The sequence below is a fragment of the Hafnia sp. genome, from assembly GCF_036648275.1.
Taxonomy (GTDB): domain Bacteria; phylum Pseudomonadota; class Gammaproteobacteria; order Enterobacterales; family Enterobacteriaceae; genus Hafnia; species Hafnia alvei.
On the sequence record NZ_JAVXIQ010000033.1, the window covers coordinates 15,151 to 35,259 of the forward strand.

The 20,109-nt window shown below is 47.1% G+C and carries 22 protein-coding genes and 1 pseudogene; 6 read left to right on the forward strand and 17 right to left on the reverse strand.

Annotated features, from left to right (window positions below; all coding sequences use genetic code 11):
- The first annotated feature begins 142 nt into the window (after positions 1–142).
- On the forward strand, positions 143–1,108 hold the full coding sequence (locus RSC70_RS18900; RefSeq protein WP_234620108.1) for a winged helix-turn-helix domain-containing protein: 966 nt from the start codon (positions 143–145) through the stop codon (positions 1,106–1,108).
- On the forward strand, positions 1,080–1,547 hold the full coding sequence (locus RSC70_RS18905; protein WP_052440013.1) for a hypothetical protein: 468 nt from the start codon (positions 1,080–1,082) through the stop codon (positions 1,545–1,547). Before RSC70_RS18900 ends, RSC70_RS18905 begins: the two co-directional genes overlap by 29 nt.
- 390 nt (positions 1,548–1,937) lie before the next feature.
- Here the strand turns inward: RSC70_RS18905 and RSC70_RS18910 are convergent, their stop codons facing one another.
- From RSC70_RS18910 to RSC70_RS18965, 12 genes and pseudogenes are all read right to left on the reverse strand, one after another.
- Positions 1,938–2,966 carry a hypothetical protein gene (locus RSC70_RS18910; RefSeq protein WP_282807550.1) on the reverse strand — a complete coding sequence of 343 codons (1,029 nt, stop codon included), beginning with the start codon at positions 2,964–2,966 and terminating at the stop codon, positions 1,938–1,940.
- A gap of 5 nt (positions 2,967–2,971) precedes the next feature.
- Entirely contained in the window at positions 2,972–3,889 is a 918-nt protein-coding gene (gene flgL / locus RSC70_RS18915) for a flagellar hook-associated protein FlgL (protein WP_040044526.1), read from the reverse strand.
- Between the two features lie 18 nt (positions 3,890–3,907).
- Positions 3,908–5,278, reverse strand: a complete 1,371-nt coding sequence (gene flgK / locus RSC70_RS18920; RefSeq protein WP_130998308.1) for a flagellar hook-associated protein FlgK — start codon at positions 5,276–5,278, stop codon at positions 3,908–3,910.
- A gap of 137 nt (positions 5,279–5,415) precedes the next feature.
- Positions 5,416–5,697: pseudogene (locus tag RSC70_RS18925) on the reverse strand (rod-binding protein); the annotation flags it as partial.
- Positions 5,698–5,707: 10 nt separating this feature from the next.
- Positions 5,708–6,802 carry a flagellar basal body P-ring protein FlgI gene (locus tag RSC70_RS18930; protein ID WP_025799649.1) on the reverse strand — a complete coding sequence of 365 codons (1,095 nt, stop codon included), beginning with the start codon at positions 6,800–6,802 and terminating at the stop codon, positions 5,708–5,710.
- Between the two features lie 17 nt (positions 6,803–6,819).
- Positions 6,820–7,485, reverse strand: coding sequence for a flagellar basal body L-ring protein FlgH (flgH, locus tag RSC70_RS18935; RefSeq protein ID WP_025799651.1), 666 nt, complete (start codon positions 7,483–7,485; stop codon positions 6,820–6,822).
- 35 nt (positions 7,486–7,520) lie between these two features.
- Entirely contained in the window at positions 7,521–8,306 is a 786-nt protein-coding gene (gene flgG / locus RSC70_RS18940; RefSeq protein WP_025799653.1) for a flagellar basal-body rod protein FlgG, read from the reverse strand.
- 15 nt (positions 8,307–8,321) lie between these two features.
- Positions 8,322–9,053, reverse strand: a complete 732-nt coding sequence (gene flgF, locus RSC70_RS18945) for a flagellar basal-body rod protein FlgF (RefSeq protein WP_040044530.1) — start codon at positions 9,051–9,053, stop codon at positions 8,322–8,324.
- On the reverse strand, positions 9,053–10,264 hold the full coding sequence (gene flgE, locus RSC70_RS18950; protein ID WP_234618353.1) for a flagellar hook protein FlgE: 1,212 nt from the start codon (positions 10,262–10,264) through the stop codon (positions 9,053–9,055). The genes flgF and flgE overlap by 1 nt, the downstream gene beginning before the upstream one ends.
- A gap of 55 nt (positions 10,265–10,319) precedes the next feature.
- A complete protein-coding gene (gene flgD / locus RSC70_RS18955; RefSeq protein ID WP_234618352.1) occupies positions 10,320–11,015 on the reverse strand; it encodes a flagellar hook assembly protein FlgD in 696 nt (231 codons plus the stop codon).
- Positions 11,016–11,017: 2 nt separating this feature from the next.
- Positions 11,018–11,443 (reverse strand): flagellar basal body rod protein FlgC, encoded by a 426-nt coding sequence (flgC, locus tag RSC70_RS18960; RefSeq protein WP_046360813.1) that lies wholly within the window; start codon positions 11,441–11,443, stop codon positions 11,018–11,020.
- Positions 11,444–11,465: 22 nt separating this feature from the next.
- On the reverse strand, positions 11,466–11,816 hold the full coding sequence (locus tag RSC70_RS18965; protein ID WP_025799662.1) for a flagellar basal body protein: 351 nt from the start codon (positions 11,814–11,816) through the stop codon (positions 11,466–11,468).
- 100 nt (positions 11,817–11,916) lie between these two features.
- On the opposite strand from RSC70_RS18965, the gene flgA reads away from it, so the two are divergent.
- The 4 genes from flgA (at position 11,917) to RSC70_RS18985 (ending at position 14,033) form a co-directional block, all read left to right on the forward strand.
- Positions 11,917–12,738 carry a flagellar basal body P-ring formation chaperone FlgA gene (gene flgA / locus RSC70_RS18970; protein ID WP_442904334.1) on the forward strand — a complete coding sequence of 274 codons (822 nt, stop codon included), beginning with the start codon at positions 11,917–11,919 and terminating at the stop codon, positions 12,736–12,738.
- 165 nt (positions 12,739–12,903) lie between these two features.
- Entirely contained in the window at positions 12,904–13,176 is a 273-nt protein-coding gene (locus RSC70_RS18975; protein WP_025799665.1) for a flagellar biosynthesis anti-sigma factor FlgM, read from the forward strand.
- A gap of 9 nt (positions 13,177–13,185) precedes the next feature.
- Positions 13,186–13,623: a flagella synthesis protein FlgN gene (locus RSC70_RS18980; protein ID WP_332543163.1), complete on the forward strand. Its 438-nt coding sequence runs from the start codon at positions 13,186–13,188 to the stop codon at positions 13,621–13,623.
- A gap of 11 nt (positions 13,624–13,634) precedes the next feature.
- Positions 13,635–14,033, forward strand: coding sequence for an adenylyltransferase/cytidyltransferase family protein (locus RSC70_RS18985; RefSeq protein ID WP_304186620.1), 399 nt, complete (start codon positions 13,635–13,637; stop codon positions 14,031–14,033).
- 59 nt (positions 14,034–14,092) lie between these two features.
- Here the strand turns inward: RSC70_RS18985 and RSC70_RS18990 are convergent, their stop codons facing one another.
- The 5 genes from RSC70_RS18990 to RSC70_RS19010 form a co-directional block, all read right to left on the reverse strand.
- Positions 14,093–15,307: a sulfatase-like hydrolase/transferase gene (locus RSC70_RS18990; RefSeq protein WP_332543164.1), complete on the reverse strand. Its 1,215-nt coding sequence runs from the start codon at positions 15,305–15,307 to the stop codon at positions 14,093–14,095.
- 3 nt (positions 15,308–15,310) lie between these two features.
- Positions 15,311–16,573, reverse strand: coding sequence for an ATP-grasp domain-containing protein (locus RSC70_RS18995; protein WP_332543165.1), 1,263 nt, complete (start codon positions 16,571–16,573; stop codon positions 15,311–15,313).
- On the reverse strand, positions 16,570–17,697 hold the full coding sequence (locus RSC70_RS19000) for a DegT/DnrJ/EryC1/StrS family aminotransferase (RefSeq protein WP_130994770.1): 1,128 nt from the start codon (positions 17,695–17,697) through the stop codon (positions 16,570–16,572). The genes RSC70_RS18995 and RSC70_RS19000 overlap by 4 nt, the downstream gene beginning before the upstream one ends.
- 1 nt (position 17,698) lies before the next feature.
- Entirely contained in the window at positions 17,699–18,778 is a 1,080-nt protein-coding gene (locus RSC70_RS19005) for a glycosyltransferase family 2 protein (protein ID WP_332543166.1), read from the reverse strand.
- Between the two features lie 84 nt (positions 18,779–18,862).
- Complete coding sequence (locus RSC70_RS19010; protein WP_332543167.1) at positions 18,863–19,978, reverse strand: CDP-glycerol glycerophosphotransferase family protein; 1,116 nt, start codon at positions 19,976–19,978, stop codon at positions 18,863–18,865.
- Between the last annotated feature and the right edge of the window lie 131 nt (positions 19,979–20,109).

Sequence of the window (20,109 nt, forward strand, 5' to 3'; positions counted from 1 at the left end):
CAGTCCCCCACCGCAGCGAGCGGCAATTCATTGACGAATTATAAACGGACTTTTTAACCCAATTTGCGTTAAGAGACGTTCTTTTGATCTCTCTAAAATACAATTATTTTACACATTAATGGTTTAATACCTCTGTAATTAAATGAATAAACGCTACTGTTCTGTTAATGATTGGCTCCTAGACATTTCTTCCGGTTCAATATTGCATTTAAATACCGGCGAAAGAAAAAGACTCGGTGAATACCAATTAAAGCTATTAGATATCCTGACTCAGCATGCGGGAGAAATCCTCTCACGTGAAGAGCTAACCAATATGGTTTGGGAAAGGCGAGTGATAGGAAATAATAGCCTTCCTAATGCCGTGCATGCTTTACGTGTTGCGCTAGAAGATGATGGTAAACAACAAAAAATAATCAAAACCATACCTAAAAAAGGTTATTTGTTAGAGTCATCTTATTGCCGCTGTATTGAAACAGAATCATTAAATGAGAATGAGAATATAACAGAGATACCTCATGAAGGTATTTCCACGAATTCAAACAGCTACAATGAAGAAGAAGCATCGTCTGATGTCGTTAGCGTGGAAACTTCGTCTCTAGGGATCAATCCTGAACCTGAATATTATCAGGAAGCTTCCCAGCTAAACGAACCTCAGCCTGCCAGAAAGCATTCATGGTTAGCCTATGCGGTTCTCATGCTGGTCGCCGTACTGGTCAGCGGCGCGATGGGCTATAAATATCTGACGCTCAATAACAAAACGATCGCTGCTGCTCAGCAGGAGAACAACGTCTACAGCAATATTCGTTTGTATCAGATCGTGCAAGATGGCGACACATCGACGTCCAAAGATTCACTTTATATCAAGCTGAAGGACACGCTTTACCAGCTCAACCAGCGCTTGAAGACCAAAAACATCTACATGGATGTTTACTACAAGGTTTCAGATCAAGTGCTGAACTATACGTTTTCAGTGGAAACCACCTGCGCCAACCAGCAGCTCGCGATGACGATCTACCATTGGCGAACCGATACACGTCAGCTTAACAACCTGATTTTTCGTGAAACTGTGAGAAAATTAAATGAAATCCCAGCCTGTCAGAGCCAATAAACTGATATGGATGCTAAGCCTGCTTATTTTGTTAATCGGAATACTCGGCTACACCGCATTATCCGTCGCGACGCCAAGCCTGAAACCAAGGCAAGGCACGGTGCAAATGGGCTTTTATGATCTAATGTCTCAGCAGAAAGAGCTCTATGACTCTCATTTAACCTCAGTGAACGGCACTATTCTTAACACCATCACTAACCCAAACGACACGCGCTTTGTGGTGAAAGGGAAATTTACGGAAACTCACCGCGAATTAGGCAAGGTGTACTATCTCTACTCGCAGATTTATTACAGTACGCCTCAGCGACGTCTGATGATCGATGGGCTGATTGATTTTTTACAGAATAATGAAGTGTGGATGATCCCACTGAAGCTAGACGGCCAGCCGCTGGTGATAGGGCAAACCGGAATGATATTTTTATATCCTTTGGGGCACTAGTTCACAACCTCCTCCCAGCCAAGAAAAAGGCTAGGGCTAAAACCCCCTCCCAACCTCCCCCTTGGCAGGGGGAGGAGCCGATCGAAGATCAACTCAACATCACCGAACGGTTCCCTCCCCTGCCAAGGGGAGGGTTAGGGTGGGGTCATTGAGATAATAATCCCCTCCAGCCTCCCTTCGCAGGGGGAGGAGCCGATCGAAGATCAACTCAACATCACCGAACGGTTCCCTCCCCTGCCAAGGGGAGGGTTAGGGTGGGGTCATTGAGATAATAATCCCCTCCAGCCTCCCTTCGCAGGGGGAGGAGCCGATCGAAGATCAACTCAACATCACCGAACGGTTCCCTCCCCTGCCAAGGGGAGGGTTAGGGTGGGGTCATTGCTGAGATTTTCACCCCAACAAATTCTTCACTGTACCCAAGCGCACATTAGCCTGCGCACTCAATGCCTGATTAAGGCTAGAAAACTGGCTGCTGCTGTTTTGTAGATGCTCGCCTAATGCCTGAGAGACAGCCAGCGCCTGCTGCGGCTCATACGGCGTGGCCATTCCCTCAATGCGCGTACGAACACGCTCTTGCTGAAAACGTAATTTTCCACGCTGATGGGTGATTTGCTCCAGCGCAGTTAACACTTCCGTTCCCCGCTCGCGCAGACGCTCTGGCTGCGCTGCAATTTGTTTAAGCACATCGCCAATCGCGGGCTCAGCCTGTGGTGTGAGCGATGAAAACGTTGAGTTAAAACGCTTCCCTTCACCTCGTACGCTTAAATGCGTACTCACTCGCTCCCAGCGCGACTCATCGACACTAAACGTCACATCACCGGCGCTATCTTGGCGGGCATGCACGCCAAAACGCCCTAATCCTTGATTCAGACGCATCACCGCCTGACGCTCTGAGCCATTTTGCGTGAGCGATACCGCGGCCATTTCTCGTTTGTTGCCACCGAGAGAGAAAACTAAGGTCTCAGCTTCTCCGCCCTGCAACAGTTTTTCACCCTCTGGCAGAGCAAAATTCACCTGCGTTTTGCCCTCCAGCTTCACGTTGAAATGGCGATCAACGGTATTGCCGGAAAGCTGAGCACGGTTATCCAGCAAGCTTTGCAAACCTTTCGCCTGCTGACGAATGGTATCAGGTCGAGTTTGGCTATGAGTCGCTGAGTGGCGCAGTTGCAAGAGCTGGCTTTCCGTTTGCGATAGAAAACTATCTGCCTGCTGAACCGCCGTTAATTGCTGGTTAAGCTGAACGTTATAGCGCAGCGGGCGCGCTGAAATCAGCGGTGATTCAGGAAAGCTGGCCGGTGAAGCTGATGTGGTATCCGTAATGCCACGATTGCGAACCGACTGTGGGGCATCAATACCTCCCCGCGTCAGCGGGGAAGTGGTTGAGGTTTGTAACGAGGGAGTGCTAAGACCAACTTGCATATCAATTACATCATGCTAAAGAGTGAGAGCTGACTAATCATGCTGTAGGTTTTATTCGAAACCTGCATCGAGTTGTAATACAGCTGAAAATTGACCGACGCCGTGGCCATATCTAAACCAGACAAATCTTTAGCGACCATATCATTAGCCGTTTTTACATCGGTATGCGCATCATCCAACATCGTTAAACGATTTTGACGACCACCCAGATCGGTAAAGATAGCGGCCACGTCGTCTGAAGAATCTTTTACGGCGCCCATCAGCGCATTGAGCTCATCCGCATAGTCAGAAGCTGGAATATTCGGGTCCTGCATTTTTTCACTGATCGACTTCAGCTGGTTTAATAAATCCAGATCGTTACCACTGCTGGAGAAAGCTCCGCTCAGGTTGGTATTTTCAGTGATGCTCACGCCGTTAGCCACCGCAGTTTCACGCGTGCCGTCGTTACCGTTGTATTCATAACTCTGCGTGGTTTCGTTCCATACCACGGGTTTTTGATCGGTTTTGGTACCAGAAAACAGATAGCGACCGTCTTCGTTTTTCGAGTTCAGCGTCGCCACCAGAGAGTCGAGCATCGAGCCAATCTCTTTGCCAAAACCGGACATATCTTCGCTGCTATGGGTGTCGTTAGACGCCGCCAAGAGTTTGTCATTAAGCGACGTCAGCTGATTGTTCAGCGCCGTCACGTGCGATTCCTGCATCGATAGGTTGCCAGACAAACGCGAGATATTGCTCTGATACTGGGTGATCGCCGACTGTTCACGGTTAAGCTGCACCATACGCGAACTGGCGATGGGATCGTCAGACGGAACATTGACGCGCTGCAATGTCGACATCTGCTGCATCAGTTTATTCATCTGGGTACCGTTTTTGCCCATCTGGTAGGTCATCATATTGGCGTTGTAGAGGCCGCTGACTCGCATGTTAATTCCTTATTATTATCAGAGCAGATTCAGTAAATCGGAGAAGATCTGGTTACCCGCCGCAATCACTTTCATGTTCGATTGGTAGGCATTCATGTAAACCTGAAGATTAATCGCTTCTTCGTCCTGATCGACCGCACTGAGGTTGTCACGCTGATTCTGCGCTTCTACATAAACAGATATGGCTGCTTCGGCTTCGGTCTGGTTCTCACGGCTAGCAATACCGATAGAACTAATAATCGCGGCAGCACCTTCGTTGATGCTCATATTGCCCATGCCGCCGATATCCACCTTCTTGTTTTTCAGTTCAATCAGCAAACTCAGGTTATCGCCGTTACCCGTTTCATCATCTTTACCTGAAAGCGCCAGCTCATCGGGTTTGATATCGGTGATGGTCAGCATGCCTGCTGGATTACTCAAATCGAAATTAAACAGCGGTTTACCCGGCTGACCATTCAGATCGAAGCCTTGTCCGAGCTGATCGTTGAACATGGTTGCAATAGATTCCGCCATGCCCTGAACCGATTCCTGCATTTCTTTGAGCGTACCCTGCTCATAGTCATTCAGCGCACCAAGCTGACCGCCGGTTGCCGGATTAATCGAGTATTCAGAACCAGCATATTTTAGCGTCAGTAACTGGCTGCCATCCGGCTGGGTCGTGGTGGCAAGTTGGCCCGAACTCTGCCCGTTAACCAACGGCTGACCATTCGGCAAAGCGACCGTGTAATTGCCTTTCGCATCTTCGCTGACTTTCACGTCAACCATGCTGCTCATCTGTTTCACCAGCTCATCACGCTGATCGCGCAGCACGTTGGTGTTACCGCCTGTGGCTTCAAGCTCAGCAATTTTCTGGTTATAACCTGCGATGTTCGAGCTCAGCGTATTCACACTGTCTACCGTGGCATTACGCTGGCTATTGATTGACGTCTTCTGGCTAGTAATAAAATTATTAATGTTATTAAAACGCGTCGCCATCGACTGCGCTTCGTTGATCAATTGCTGACGCAGCGCAGGGGAATCTGGCTGAGTGGTGAGCTCGTTAAGCGAGGCAAAAAGTTTATCGATACCGTTGCCCAAACTGGTGGTATCCGTGCCAATCACCGACTCCAACGCACCAATGTACTTTTGCCCGGAATCATAATAGTTAGCTTTACTGTTGGTGCCCCATACCTGACTGGTCAAATACTGATCCGAGATACGGCGAATACTATCAACCTGAACACCGTTACCCGCAGACAGCCCCACTGAGCCCATCGGCCCTACGGCACTTTGCAAAATACCTTGGCGGCTATAGCCCGGCGTTAAGGCATTCTGAACGTTCATACCAACGGTATTCATACCTAACTTGGCGGCTTGAAGACCGCTGTAAGCGTTACTGATTAAACTCATAATGATTCCTGTCCGCGGCTAAGTACTGGGATAACGGGCGTTTCAAGCTCTACGGGCTCTTGCGCTTCTACAGAATCAGAAGCGACATTTTCGCCCTCAATCTTAAGTGCGCGTTCCATTCCCTTAACCTGAGGATCAAGCTGATTAATCAGCATGGTGGCAATTCCACTGCTGCGCTGTGAAGCCAGCTGCGAGGCCAGTTTGTCATCATAAAAATCACGCATCATGCGCTGCTGCTTACTGTTGAACGGATCATCATCTGCCGCTAACGCATCCGAAGCTTTACGCATCTGCTGCATCATCGAACGCAGGAACATTGCTTCAAACTGCTCGGCGGCCTGATCTAAATTCTGTGCTTTCAGCGTGCCGGTGAAATCTCCCGGCAGCACGGTACTTTGGCGATTAATGGCATCAATCATGGTTTTTTCCTTAAATAACCACGAGTTCAGCGTCTAACGCGCCTGCTTCGTGTAATGCCTGCAAGATAGCCATGGTGTCATCCGGCGCGGCTCCTAAGCTATTGATGGTGTTTACAATGCTACGAAGGCTGGTGCCTGCGGCAACGGTCACCATCTGGCCTTGGCCTCGGTTCACATCAATATCGCTTTGTGGCGTAGTGACCGTTTCACCGTTGCTGAAGGCATTAGGTTGGCTGACGTTGCGACTTTCGCGAATGCTGACGGTCAAATTGCCGTGAGAAACAGCGGCAGCACGCACCACGACGCCATCGCCAATCACTACCGTTCCGGTTCGTGCGTTAAACACCACGCGAGGCGGCTGTTTACCGGCGTTAATCTGCACGTCTTCCAGCATCGACATAAAGGCTACGCGAGCGCCTGCGTCCTGCGGCGCTCGCACCACGACGTTAGTTGCGCTTTGCGCCGTGGCGGTATTTGCACCAAAGGCCTGATTTAACGCCACAGCAACGTTGTTTGCCGTTTTAAAGCTTGGGCGTTTCAGGTTCAACGTAACCAGATTACTCACCTGAAAATCGCTAGGAATTTCGCGCTCAATCGACGCCCCGTTCGGTACGCGCCCAACGGTTGGCGTGTTCATGGTGATACTGGAACCGCTATCGCCTTCAGCTTTAAAACCGCCGACCACCACGTTGCCCTGTGCCAATGCATAAACCTCGCCATCGGCACCGCGTAGTTGGGTCAGCAGCAACGTACCGCCGCGCAAGCTTTTGGCATCACCGATAGAGGAAACGGTGATATCAACGGACTGCCCGCGCGCATACATTGGAGGCAGCGTGGCGCTAATTGCCACCGCCGCCACGTTTTTCACCTTAGGGTCAATCTTGGCCGGTAGCTGTACGCCAAACTGACGCAGCATATTGGTGACCGATTGGCTGGTGAACTTCACCTGATTTTTGTCACCGGTGCCGTCCAAACCTACCACCAAACTGTAACCAATCAGTTGGTTACCACGAACGCCTTGCACATCCACCAGCGAGCCTAGCGGCTGCGCCAATGACATTGAACTCCACAGGAGGGCGACAACCAGCGTAAGGAATCTGCACATGTTGAACATCTCCTGAATTAAATAGGGAACAGCGGATGGTTAAAGATCCGCGTCAACCAACCGGCTGAGTTGGAATCACTTAACGCACCACGACCTGCATACGAGATACGAGCGTTCGCAATACGCTGCGACGAAATGGTGTTATCGCGCTCGATATCATCGGTTCGAACCAATCCGGTGACACGCATATACTCGTCACCCTGATTTAAGGTCAGCCACTTCTCGCCGCGTACCACTAAAACCCCGTTAGCCAAGATTTTATGTACCGCCACGGTGATAGAACCGCGCAGCATATTTTGCTGAGCGGAAGAGGCATTTCCGTTAAAGGAGCGATCCGCACCGATAGAGCCACTCAGCTTATCCACTGCGTGACCAAAGGCTTCCGGTGCGGCAATAGACGCATCATTCTTCTTGCCGAAGTTGGTGCGCGCCTGTTTGCTGGACTGCGTAGACTCATCAAGTCGTACCGTCAGAATATCGCCCACGCGGTATGCGCGGCGATCCTGGGTCAGAGACCAGTTGTAGCCGGCGTTGTATAGCCCGCCACCCTGCACTGCAACCGGCTGCTGCAGTATTTCCTCTGGCGGCGCATAGGCCGCATCATCCTTGTGTACCAGCAGCGCAGGGCTTTCACAGCCCGCTAGCGCCATCAACAGGACACACATCAACATCTGCTTTTTCATAACGTTCTTCGCTTTACTCTTTCACCAAGTCGCCGTTACAGCGACTGAGTGACAAACTTCAACATATCATCTGCAGCCGAAACCATTTTCGCGTTCATTTCGTAGGCGCGTTGAACGGTGATCATGTCGACCATCTCTTCAACAACCTGTACGTTTGAACCTTCCAATGTTCCCTGCTCCAACTGTCCAAGGGCATCTTCACCCGGTACGCCTTCCACGGCTTCGCCGCTAGCCGCCGTTTCGCGATAAAGATTGCCGCCTACCGCTTCTAAACCGGCCGGATTAACAAAATTCACCAACGTGATTTGCCCAAGCTCTACCGGATCGGTTTCGCCGCCCACGGTCGCAGACACGGTGCCGTCTTTCGCAATCGACAGCTCTTTGGTGTTAGCCGGAAGCTCAATCGCAGGCACCAGCGGTAAACCGGCGGCGTTTGTGACTACGCCGTCGGCGTTGAGCTGTAGGTTGCCCGCACGCGTGTAGGCGATGTCGCCGTCTGGCGTTTCTACCTGAAAGAAGCCTTGGCCCGTAATCGCTACGTCCATCTGCTGCTTGGTGATCTGCATGCTGCCCACGGAAAACTCTTTTTGAGTCCCCACGATTTTCACGCCGGTACCGTACTGAATACCGGTTGGAGCTACGTTGTTCTGATCAAGCTGCGCGCCTGGAGCACGCTGAGTTTGGTAGAACAGATCGTCAAACATCACACGGTCGCGTTTGAAACCGGTGGTATTCACGTTCGCCAAGTTGTTGGAAATGGCGCTCATTTTGGCATCTTGCGCAGCAAGGCCGGTTTTACTGATCCATAAAGCTGGATTCATGATTTATTCCTTAATTTAGCTGCCACGGATCAGTCGATTACCGGCTGTCGCCAAATCTTCTGCGGCTTTCATCATCTTGATTTGGGCTTCAAATTGGCGGTTCAGAGCAATACTGGAAACCATTTCGCTAATCGCTGAAATATTGCTGCTTTCCAGATGTCCGGCGGTGATTTCAACGGCATCGCTGCGTGGATTATTCCGCGTGGCGCTAATCAATAAGCCGTCGGCGTCTTTTGAAAGCTGATCCGCAGGAATATCCACCAGTTTGATACGATCGACGTCCATAGCCGCATTGACGTCACCGTCTTGCGGAACAATCGTAATGGTGCCGTCATCGCCAATGGAAAGATCGGAAAACGGCGGCAATACCACAGGGCCGGTTTCGCCAATCACTGGGCGACCGTTAATGGTCAAATCACCATCAGGGCTGACATCCATCTGACCGTTGCGGGTGTAAACTTCGCGGTTGCCGTTACCCACGGCAATCAGGCCATTGCCTTTAATGGCTATATCCAGCTCACGTCCGGTATCTCTCACCGCACCCGGCGTCATATCCACACCACTGTTTTGCTCCTGCACCAGATAGCGCGAGTCGTAGCCCGACCCCGCCACCTGCTGTGATAAAGCGCTTTCTAAGTCACCACGAAATCCGCTGGTGTTCACGTTCGCCAGATTATTCGAATGAATCTGCTGCTGTGACAGGCTGCGGTTAGCGCCGCTAACGGCGGTATAAATTAAGTGATCCATTAGACCGCCTGGAACAGAGCCGACATCATGCTGTCATTGGTGCTGATAACTTTGGTGTTAGCCTGATAGTTACGCTGCGCGGTCATCAACCCCACCAGCTCGGCGGTTAAGTCGACGTTAGATTCTTCCAATGCACCTGCTTTGATAGAACCCAACAGGCCTGAACCTGGCGCGCCGGTCAGCGGTGTACCCGATGCAGAAGTTTGCGCCCACGTAGTACCATCTTGTGAAGACAGTCCATCAGGGTTGGTAAAGTTGGCCAAAATCAGCTGTCCTTGCAGCATGCGTTCGCCGTTCGAGAAGGTGGCATATACAAAGCCTTCTTCATCAATCTGCTGACCGGTTTTTTCGCCAGACGCGTAGCCATCACCTTTGTTTTTGGTTACGGAGAAATCAGAACCAAATTGGGTCGTTCCCGCGTAGTTCAGCTCAAGATTCAGATCTTCAGCGCCAGGTATTGACAGTGAAATATCAACGGCTCCATTGGGTACTTCCATCACGCCCTGAGCACTAAAGGAAATCGTCTGGGTAGCCCCTTTCGTTGGGTCAGTCGCATCGGGAACTGGCTCACCATCCATGTAGTAATGGCTGGTCCAAGTGTTATCTGCGTTCTTAACAAAATACTGCGACAACGTGTGTTCACGACCCAATGAGTCATAAACCTGTGTGGTGTAGGTATTGTTATATGAAGAGCTGTCTTTTGGGTCTAACGGCGTGACTTTAGGTACTTCGGCGTTAGCATCCAAGTTAGCGGTGAACTCCAGTCCGTTGGTGGCTTTGGCTGGAATCGCACCGCTGCTGATGTTCAGATTACCCACGTTACCGACCTGTAATACGCCGTTGGCATCAACCGGATAACCTTGCAAATTCATACCCTGTCGATTGACCAGATTCCCGTTGGTATCTGTACCGAAATACCCAGCGCGGGTATAGGCTTCAGTACCTGCACTATCGCGTACCACGAAGAAGCCGTTACCTGAGATCGCCAGATCCAGCGCGCTTGAAGAGGCCATGATATTACCGCCACGGGTAATACTTTGCGTGATACCACTCACGCCCACGCCCAGCGGCTGAGACTGTGCATACAGCGCAGAGAACTCCGCACGGCCAGATTTAAACCCTATGGTGCCGGAGTTAGCAATGTTGTTACTGATAGCGCTAAGCTGCTGAGTGATGGCGTTCAAGCCCGAAGTTGCGATACTAAAGCTCATAAAATCTTTCCTGATCTAAATTGGGTTAGTGTTCGAAAGTGTTCCGTTTTCGAAATTACGCTTTGCGAGTGTCGGTATTATTGGATGGGCTATTCATCCCAAACTGGCTGATGTAGTTGTAAGGAACCTCACCCAGCCCAGCGATATTCAGCATGGTGGCACTGCCATCCAATGGAATACGCACGTTGTTAACCACGCCACCCACTTCAATTGGAACTGACTCTTCACCGGTATCCGTCACCACGCTTAGCGTGTACTTTCCTTCGGCAAGGCCCAGCTCTTTCGGGTCAATTTTGAAATCAACCTGCCCGGCTTCCTGCTGACCCAGCTCAATTTTGTGTTCGGTGCCGGCTTCGTCTTTGACATAGACCGTGACCACGCCTGCGGCGTGATCCAATGACAGACGACCGTCGATGACCGTACTGCCGTCACTTTCAATTTTGTCGGTCTGAACCATCACCTTTTGCCCTACCAAGTTGCCGGTAGACAGGGTTTGCAGGTTATCCATCAACACCGCATTGTTTTGCATCAGCGCAGACATGGATTCCATCGACTGCACCTGAGACAGCTGCGCTAACTGGCTAACGTACTCGGTACCATCGGTTGGGTTCAGCGGATCCTGGTTTTGGATCTGCGCAACCAATAGCGTCATAAACAGGTTGTTCATGCTCGCGGCGCTGTTATCGTTGCTGGCAACACGGCTGTTATTGCTAGTTGTATCCGTATAGCTCTGCGCGTCATTTACGTTCATGCTTAAGCTTCTCCAAGTCTCAGCAGGCTCTGCTGCATACTTTTCACACTGTTAAGAACTTCGACGTTAGTTTCGAAGCTACGGGATGCCGACATCATGTCGGCCATCTCTTCCACGACGTTAACGTCTGGATAAAAGACGTAACCCTGATCGTTGGCCATGGGATGATTCGGCTCATAGCGCTGTACTGCGCCACCGGTTTCAACCACGTCCATGATTTGCACACGCGCACCGGCTAAGGCTTTGTTGTCCATCAGCTCGCTGTTTTGGTACACCGCGGCAAACACAGGGCGGCGAGCTTTATACACAGCCCCCTCGTTGTCCGCTGGCGACTCCGCGTTCGCCAGATTACTGGCGATGGTGTTCAGACGAACGGTTTGCGCCGTCATTGCTGAACCCGAAACGCGATAAATATCCGTAAATGCCATTGTCCGTTGTTACCTAAATCAATTACTTACCGTCAATTGCCTTTTTAAGGCCCACAAACTTCATGTTTAAAAACGCTAAGCTGGTTTGGTAATCCAGCGCGTTTTTCGAGAACTCAGCCTGCTCAACGTCCAGAGCAACCGTGTTGCCATCGCTAGCGGGCTGATAAGGCACGCGATATTTGAGTTCTGCCGAGTTATTCGTCGAAAAGTTCAAACTCGAACGTTGCATCTCAGCGGCAAAATCAATATCTTTAGCCTGAAAGTTTGGGGTGTCGACGTTAGCTAAGTTCGCCGATAACAGCTCTGCTCGGGAAAGTCGAAGCTGTACCGCCTGTGGATGAACACCTAATGCCTTGTCAAAACTTAAGCCCACTGAAACTTCCTCTCATCACGTCGTTGTAAAATGTTGTTTCTCTGTCATTTACTGCTGTCCGCTACTGATATAGCAATTACCATGCCAGAGTTATAACAATATGATTTTTAAACAAGTTACGTCTAAAGTTAGCCACACTAGGAAACGTTCTTTCCTTCCGCAGCATGCCCTTGTCCGAGCCCTCGTGGTTTTCGGGCTGTGTACCCTTCCGCTCGCCTCAGGCTGGGCGATGAAAGAAACCTCCAAGCCCAGCACGTCTAGCGCTCGCAAGCAGATTTATGCCCTCGCGGTAGAAGTGGCTACGGCCGATATCAATCGCGAAGCCAAACGTAAAAATTGGAAAGGTTTCAACGCGAAAATGAACGTGTTTATTCCCTCAGAGGTCAGCGGCTATCGGGTTTGTTCTCAGCCGTTACAGGCCGCGCTGCCTACCGGAGATAAACGCGACCTGAGCCGTCTGCGTTATGACATTCGCTGTGAAGATGCCAACGGCTGGGAGGTCGATGTAACCGTGAAGCCGGATATCTATCTGCCGGTCATTGTGGCGAAGAACACCCTTGAGCGCGGCGCGATCATTTCCCCTTCTGACATCGAGTTAAAAAAACGCAATATCTCCAGCAGCCGCGCGGGGGTTATCACCAATCCTGACGAAGTTGTGGGGTTAACGGTGAAACGCCGTATTCGCGATTTACAGCCCATTAGCCCAGCCCAGCTCGATCAGCCCATCATGGTCGATCGCGGCCAGCGCGTCGTAATGATTGCCGAACAAGACGGCATCGAGGCTCGCACCATGGGCGAAGCGATGAAAAAGGGTCGTAAAGGCGACATGATCAAAGTGAAAAACGAAAGCAGCCAGCGCGTGGTCAGCGCCGTTGTCGACAATATGGGCGTTGTGCGAATGCTTTACGCACCGGGTCAGTAAAGTTTTTGCACGGATAATTAAGTTTTGCTGTTGGCTGGTCGCTATAGTTGGGTATGGAAGGAAGACTTCCGCCTCTAGTCGATAATCTAAATCGATAAACTAGTGGTTAACCTTGCGCAGCCAGACAGAAAATGACCAACGGGATGCCCGTTTCGGAGAGATGCAATGAAAGTAACTTCAACCCAGTACAACCTGACTCAGGCCGTCAACAATACTGCAAACACGAAGAGTGCCAATGCAGAGTCTGCGACCCCCTTACGTGCTCAGGCCACCACACCGGTAGATCCCGTGCTGGGTGAAGCTCAGGGGCAACTTGCGGCCATGCCGGAAGTGGATATGGATCGCGTTAACGCGATGAAAGACGCCATCAGCGCCGGAAAAATTGACATTAATCTGGACGAACTCACGCTCGCCATAGAGAAATATTACAAAGGATAGAAAGGAAATATGACTACGCCTGCGCAAAAGGTTAATACGCTAATTCAAGATATCGTCAGTGACCGAAAGATCTATATTGAGCTTATCGGCCAGCTCGAAAAACAGCGCGCATACATCATTGCGCGCAACGCCGACGATCTCAGTACGCTCAACCATGAGCTGGTCGAAAACTACCAGCGCCTGACAGAAAGCGCGCAAAAACGGCATGACATTTTACAGTCTCTAGGCGTTGCCGGAGGACGTAAAGGCATCACCGACATCTTTGCTCGCCTGCCTGAACAGCATCAGCCGAAGATTAATGCACTGTGGGCAGACCTTGAGCAACAGGCCAGACGCTGTAAAGAGATCAATGAGCGCAACGGCGTGATGCTGCACATGCAGCAAGATATTGTGAATAACCTGATTAACGTCGCCCAGCCAGAAGCTTATTTATATCAGGAAGGGTGAGAGCACCTATAGTGAAAACTATCATCACATTTGGCACTTTTGATATCTTCCATATCGGCCACCTTGCGATATTACAGCGAGCAAAAGCGCTGGGTGACCGACTTGTTGTAGGTGTTTCATCCGACCGCTTGAATCTACAAAAGAAACAGCGTAATCCCATCTATTCTGAGTCCGAAAGGATAGCTATCCTTCGTAATATTAAAGATGTTGATGACGTTTTTCTTGAAGAGTCATTGGAGGAAAAGGCTAAATACATCCAGAACTATCGAGCCGATATATTAGCAATGGGTGATGATTGGGAAGGACATTTCGATCATTTTCGCGATATTTGTGAAGTCGTTTACTTCCCACGTACACCGTCTATTTCAACCACAGAAATTATTGAAATTGTTCGATCTGTAAGGCGCTAAGCTGCTCTAGAAATAGCGACGAGAAACATAAACTCGCCGCTCTATTTCCCATCATCCAGCTATCTTGACTGTATAACTACACGAGAGTTCTTCTCTGCAATTCGCTCATCCAAGCGGGTGCGTAAATCGCAATAATTCTCTTGGATAACACGATGACAGTTTTCCCCTAAAAACCGAGTTATATGGGGATGCGGTCCACCTAGACGGCCTTTACCCAAGCGCTCAACATTTAAACGTTTTTCTCCAGCATCTGATTCAACAAATAGAGATAAAAGATCAAACTGATTAGCAGTATCCGCCTGCCAAGCAAACATCTGATATCCCCCATTGGAATACAACAGATGAAAGAAATCTGACGTTATAGAATAGCCTTTATGCAGTGGACTTTCTGATGAAGACTCAGGCTGCTGACTAAATAAATTACGGCTAAAGCAATATTTTCTTTGCCCTGACAAAGCTGAATACGAGGGAGTTTGGGGAGTATCTAAATAAGGCAGGCCCATGAGGTCAAGCGTAGTTTGCTTCAAATCTGTCAAGCTCACAAGATGGTTAATATCTTGATTTACGCGGCTAGGATCAAATATGAATGCAGGGGTGTGGACTAGAGAGGTATAAGGCTCAATTGAGTGGGCAAAACCACCGTTATAACCATGATTCCAAAAATCATCTCCATGGTCACCAAACCCAACAATGATCGTATTCTCCAACTGCTGATGCTTTATTAGCAACTGAAGGATATGTCCAATTGTGTTATCCATACTTTTATAACCAAGTTGCCAGTTTTCAAAACTATGCTGCCCACTGCGTTTAATCGCATCGGCATAGCATAGATGGCTACTTAAATTCCAAAAATAGAGAGCAAATGGCTGTGTTTTATCTGCCACGATCTCCTCTGCCTCAGCCAACATTTCTATTGATGAATCGTGCCAGTGAAATGACTGACTGCGACTCCACACAGAATCCACACTAGCCCAACTTTTAGGATAACCAATACCTTGGGTCTGATAGCCAAACATCTGTAGCTGATCAAATAGTGTATCGCTTGTACGATTAACGGAAATCCCTTCCTCTAAAGCAAAGTTGTGCTCTAAAACATCATCATCGCCATGAACTAAATCACTTAGTGCCATAATTGATGATGTAGCCGTAGATATAAAATTATTCATCCGTAATGATCGGCTGTATATAGAGTTCAAGCATGGGAACCATTGGCGATGCCCGTAAATTGCATGATTAAGACTTTCCAAATGAATATAAACAAGGTTTTTTTTCATAATTTATTCCTTTAGTAATAGCTCAATCATGCTGTTATCAAATGTAGGGATACCTAATGCACTAGCAACTTCTTTGCGCTCAGAAAAACTGTCATCAATAAATATAGATTTATCAGCAGAAATGAAATCTGATTTCCTCTCTCCATTTGTCAGGTGGATGATTTCATCAAAAATCACATTTAATCTAAGCTGAAGCAATAAATGGTGAATATCTCCGCGATGCCTAGTGATCAAATATATTCGTTTACCCTCATTACGACATTGGTATAACAATGTAATTAATGGTAAACACACCATGCCACGAAGGTACAAAGTGTCATCAAAATCCACATAAATATTGTTATACTCAAGATCGTATTTATATCTATTGCTCAGACCACGACTAACGCTAACCTCACCAGAATGTGTCGATATATCAAAGTGCTGATTTAGAGACTCATAAAGTGATAACAACGGAAAGTTAACACCGCGCACTCGGTTTAATGACATGGTGCCAGCAACTCTAGGGGCAACCTCAAGCAAAGTCAGCACCCCATCAGCACTATATTTCATCTGAAAAAACCATGCGCCATAGAGCCTTAACCTATTACCAATGCACTCTGCTATCGCTTGAATATTTTTAATTGATACCGTAGAAGAACTCATCGCAATACCACTACGGATCCGTCCTCGCTGGCGTGCCTGAGAAAAAAGCAAACCTCGCTTACGATCAGAAAAACAGTCAACTGTAAATTCATCACCAGGTAAGTATTCACATATAATCGCATCAGGTGTAATGCGTAATACGTGTTCTAAATCCTGATAATTATCTACGCGTACGGCACCTTGCGCACCTTGACCACGGTCAGGCTTAACAAATACTGGCCAGCTTGGAATTTTTGATTCGCTATAGACATTTGGGACAGAAATTAAATCGGCTAATGCCAAATATGTCGATCGTTTAGAGCGTGTAATACGGCATGTCTCCACACTAGGAGCAATAACAGCCGCACTAAATTCTTTTCGATTTTCAACCAATGCTAATAATACGTCATCATGGGCTGGATAAATAAAATCAATTTTATTACTTTTGATAAAGTCAGATAACTCGGCGATCCATCCCTCTTGTTCCACCATCGGCAAATAAGCATACTCATAATCATAAAACTGAGCATGATTGTCATAATTAGCTCCGGCTAAAAAGAGTGTGACATCCTTACACCAACGGAGCGATGACCATATTTCACGCCCAATTTCTGTACCCGCAGGGAAAATTAATACATTCATTGAATAGAAACCAATTCAATCACACGCCAAATTTCATCATCAGTAAGATCTGGATATATAGGCAAACAGATAACCTCGTTAGCTAATCGATTTGCTACCGGAAGGTTATGGCGACTTGAGCTTGAATAACCTTGATACATCGCTAACTCGGAAATCAATGGGTAAAAATATCTGCGTGCTAAAATATTATTTTGCTTTAGCTTTTCACAGAGTTTATCTCGGCTCAAAGGGTAGTCTTTCTCAATAAAGATTGGAAAATAACTACAATTATGCCGTATCTCACCCCACTCAGGGGCCAGTCTTATACCTTTAATATTCGATAAATTCTCTCGATATATTTTATCAAGATACTGACGACGCCGAATACCTTCATCAATATGCTGCAACTGTAGTAACCCAAAAGCCGCCTGTATTTCATTCATCTTGCCATTTAAACCCGGTGCAACAACGGTCACTTCATCAGCAAAACCAAAATTTTTAAGAAAATCGATTCTTTTTTTTGTTTTGGCATCTGGGCTAATAATTGCTCCACCTTCAAACGTATTAAAAACTTTAGTTGCATGAAAACTTAAAACTGACAGATCGCCATGACGCAAAATTGATCCACCAATATCCTCTACGGCAAAGGCATGTGCTGCATCGTAAATAGTTCGCAAACCATATATGTCAGCAATATTGGCTATCGATTCGGTGTTACATGCTCTTCCGTAAACATGTACGGGCATAATTGCACTCGTATTTGGCGATATTGCCTGTTCAATCAAATTTGGGTTCAAATTGCAGCTGTCAGGTTCAATATCAACAAAAACCGGCTGTAAATGATTCCATAAAAGGCTATGAGTCGTTGCCACAAATGAATAGGGCGTGGTAATAACCTCTCCCTTAATTCTTAGTGTTTGCATCGCTACGATAAGCGCAATAGTCGCATTCGAAAATAGCGATATATATGGGATACCTAAATACTCGGCTAATGATGCCTCTAGCTTCTGATGAAATGGTCCATTATTTGTTAAATTCTTAGTTTGCCAAATCTCTTCAAGCATAGGCATAAATTCAGCCAATGGTGGCATTGACGGCTTAGTCACCGTCAGTAAAGAGAGATCCTTTGAAGAGGAATCAGACATATTAATATCCCTTCAATTTCTCAAGAGCACTTTGATAACAAGGCTGTGTTTGAAACTCTTTAATTCGTGATTCCATATCCTGTATTAATATTTCCAACTCTATTGGCGTATTTAACACTTGGCTTGCGATACCATATAAAATAGGAAGCACGCTAAGGCGTTCATCGCAATAGCTTATAGATAACAATAAATGTTTTTTCATTAACACCATTTCATTACTCTCTAAAAACAAGCAAAAGAGTAAATAATGCAGTAGTGAATCCTTTGGTCGCTCAAGCAGTAACTCATTAATACTTTCATGTGTGAGCTTTTCATTATTAGCATAGTGCTTCCAACGCAGTGCCATTGCATCTGGCCACTCCGGCTCATCACACCAAGACTCTAATATCATCATTCTGTTACGATACATTAAGGCATTTTTGTCTTGTCGATACCATGTATTATTATCATGCCGACGATAATAAGCGACCGTCTGCGGATCACAAACAAACGGTCCAATTTTTGCTAATCGCAAAAACATATCCCAGTCTTCCTGCACCAAGTCTGGAGGGGAACGCTCTAACTCTACATAAGATGAACGGCGAATTAGCGAGCCAATATATAAGCCACAATTACCATTCACTAGCAGACGTGAAAAAGCATCTCCATTAATAAAAACATTTGGGTATGGAGCCAATTTTCCATCAGATGTCAGAACCTCAATGCCGCCGTAGCAGAGTGTACAGTCAGGATTAGCTTCTAGTAGGCCTACCTGACGCTCTATTTTTTCTGGCAAAATCAAATCATCTGAATCAACAACAGCAATATATTTTCCACTAGCACAGTTCATGGCCTGGATAATTGGCTTTTCACCTTTTTTGTTCTTGTCTGTATAATAATTATCTTTACGCTCTATGAATTTTAATCCATATTTTCTTTGATATTTTTTAATTATTTTTTGAGAGCCATCGGTAGAGGCATCATCGACAACAATGACTTCAATATTTTTCCAAGTCTGCGCATAGATGCTATCTAGAGCAGAGCCTATAAACTTAGCGTGGTTAAAACTTGTGACAATCACGCTAACTAATGGCGTATTCATAAAAAAGAACATCTCCTTCGCAGACTTTAAAATAGGTTATAGACTCAGATAGATATTTTCTTATCACATTGAAAACAAGAAACGTTAATGAGGGAACAACTTCTGTCGTAAACTAAGTAAATACAAATTAGTTTGTCTATTATTTATCGCTAGATCGCAAATAACTTTAGCCGCACGCACTCCGGCTAACCCATCCTGAAACTCATCACAATAATATTTTTGATAATGCGCAATTTCATCATCAGCACGGTGATATTTAACTTCTGATTTTAAAACATGAAGCAGAGATTCTAGATCACCCGCTGTATGCAAATAGTCACGAGCCTTTTGCTCAGCGCTATCCAACGTTGTCAGTGTTTGATTATTTCTAATCATCTTTTTCATTCCGCTCCATTCCAGCAGGCATGTTTTCTTGCCAGCCTGAATGGAGTCAAAAATGAATCCACTGTTATCAGTTAAGACAATATCAGCTGCTGCTAAAAGGCAAAATGTAGGAACGCCATCAACCAAATAGTCACTCAAATAGCGCTGAGCCAAGGCTAACGCAGCGCTATCAGACTGCCGGAAACGTGTTCCATGATGGAGCTTAACAATAAGATTCACATCATCTGTTAGAGAAGCCAGTTTTTCTGCCCAGTGAGAGACGGAACTTAAATCACCATAGGTTGGTGCATATAGCACCGTTGGGCGAGACTTATCGCCCTGTAATGCCTCAACTAGCACTGAGTCATACTTATGATGATACCAATCATCAAACTTAGGGTTTCCAACCACAACAGCCGTATTGAAAATGTTTAGACGCTCTTGGGAATAGCGCCCATAGCATAAAATAGAGTCATAAAACGTATTCCACCATGCATGTCCCCATACATCTTTGGCTAAACCATACATCGCTCTAACGTGAAACTGTGCTCGTCCATGTAAGATTGGAGAATAATATGGGCTAACCATGCAGGTCACCGCTAGCCCTTCTTTGTGCATCTTACTGATTCGCAGCAAGCCGAGATTTTTATGCTGAGGAAGCGTTTTAATATAGGTAGTCATGTCATTGAGGAAACTTTCCTCCATCAGGTCATTGATCACCAGATAACAAACGTTGTTGCGCTCTAACAAAGCCAAAATAATGTTTTTATAAACATCATAGTGAAAAGCTGTTTCCATAAAAAAACCGATGGATATGGGCGCTGTTTTTTTTGTCATTTGTCCTTCCTCAATACCAACTAGCGCACTGACTTAAATCAGCGCCAAACCCGTCAGCAAACTGTAATCCGCAGTATGATCGGCATTGAACTGGGCTGTTTCCGTTGCCTGCCACGCAAAATAGGCGCTGA

Coding starts and splice junctions, on each gene's coding strand:
- RSC70_RS18900 (WP_234620108.1), top strand. CDS start 143: ATGAATAAACGCTACTGTTCTGTTAATGATTGGCTCCTAGACATTTCT.
- RSC70_RS18905 (WP_052440013.1), top strand. CDS start 1,080: ATGAAATCCCAGCCTGTCAGAGCCAATAAACTGATATGGATGCTAAGC.
- RSC70_RS18910 (WP_282807550.1), bottom strand. CDS start 2,966: ATGCAAGTTGGTCTTAGCACTCCCTCGTTACAAACCTCAACCACTTCC.
- flgL (WP_040044526.1), bottom strand. CDS start 3,889: ATGCGAGTCAGCGGCCTCTACAACGCCAATATGATGACCTACCAGATG.
- flgK (WP_130998308.1), bottom strand. CDS start 5,278: ATGAGTTTAATCAGTAACGCTTACAGCGGTCTTCAAGCCGCCAAGTTA.
- RSC70_RS18930 (WP_025799649.1), bottom strand. CDS start 6,802: ATGTGCAGATTCCTTACGCTGGTTGTCGCCCTCCTGTGGAGTTCAATG.
- flgH (WP_025799651.1), bottom strand. CDS start 7,485: ATGAAAAAGCAGATGTTGATGTGTGTCCTGTTGATGGCGCTAGCGGGC.
- flgG (WP_025799653.1), bottom strand. CDS start 8,306: ATGAATCCAGCTTTATGGATCAGTAAAACCGGCCTTGCTGCGCAAGAT.
- flgF (WP_040044530.1), bottom strand. CDS start 9,053: ATGGATCACTTAATTTATACCGCCGTTAGCGGCGCTAACCGCAGCCTG.
- flgE (WP_234618353.1), bottom strand. CDS start 10,264: ATGAGCTTTAGTATCGCAACTTCGGGCTTGAACGCCATCACTCAGCAG.
- flgD (WP_234618352.1), bottom strand. CDS start 11,015: ATGAACGTAAATGACGCGCAGAGCTATACGGATACAACTAGCAATAAC.
- flgC (WP_046360813.1), bottom strand. CDS start 11,443: ATGGCATTTACGGATATTTATCGCGTTTCGGGTTCAGCAATGACGGCG.
- flgA (WP_442904334.1), top strand. CDS start 11,917: ATGATTTTTAAACAAGTTACGTCTAAAGTTAGCCACACTAGGAAACGT.
- RSC70_RS18975 (WP_025799665.1), top strand. CDS start 12,904: ATGAAAGTAACTTCAACCCAGTACAACCTGACTCAGGCCGTCAACAAT.
- RSC70_RS18980 (WP_332543163.1), top strand. CDS start 13,186: ATGACTACGCCTGCGCAAAAGGTTAATACGCTAATTCAAGATATCGTC.
- RSC70_RS18990 (WP_332543164.1), bottom strand. CDS start 15,307: ATGAAAAAAAACCTTGTTTATATTCATTTGGAAAGTCTTAATCATGCA.
- RSC70_RS18995 (WP_332543165.1), bottom strand. CDS start 16,573: ATGAATGTATTAATTTTCCCTGCGGGTACAGAAATTGGGCGTGAAATA.
- RSC70_RS19000 (WP_130994770.1), bottom strand. CDS start 17,697: ATGTCTGATTCCTCTTCAAAGGATCTCTCTTTACTGACGGTGACTAAG.
- RSC70_RS19005 (WP_332543166.1), bottom strand. CDS start 18,778: ATGAATACGCCATTAGTTAGCGTGATTGTCACAAGTTTTAACCACGCT.
- RSC70_RS19010 (WP_332543167.1), bottom strand. CDS start 19,978: ATGACAAAAAAAACAGCGCCCATATCCATCGGTTTTTTTATGGAAACA.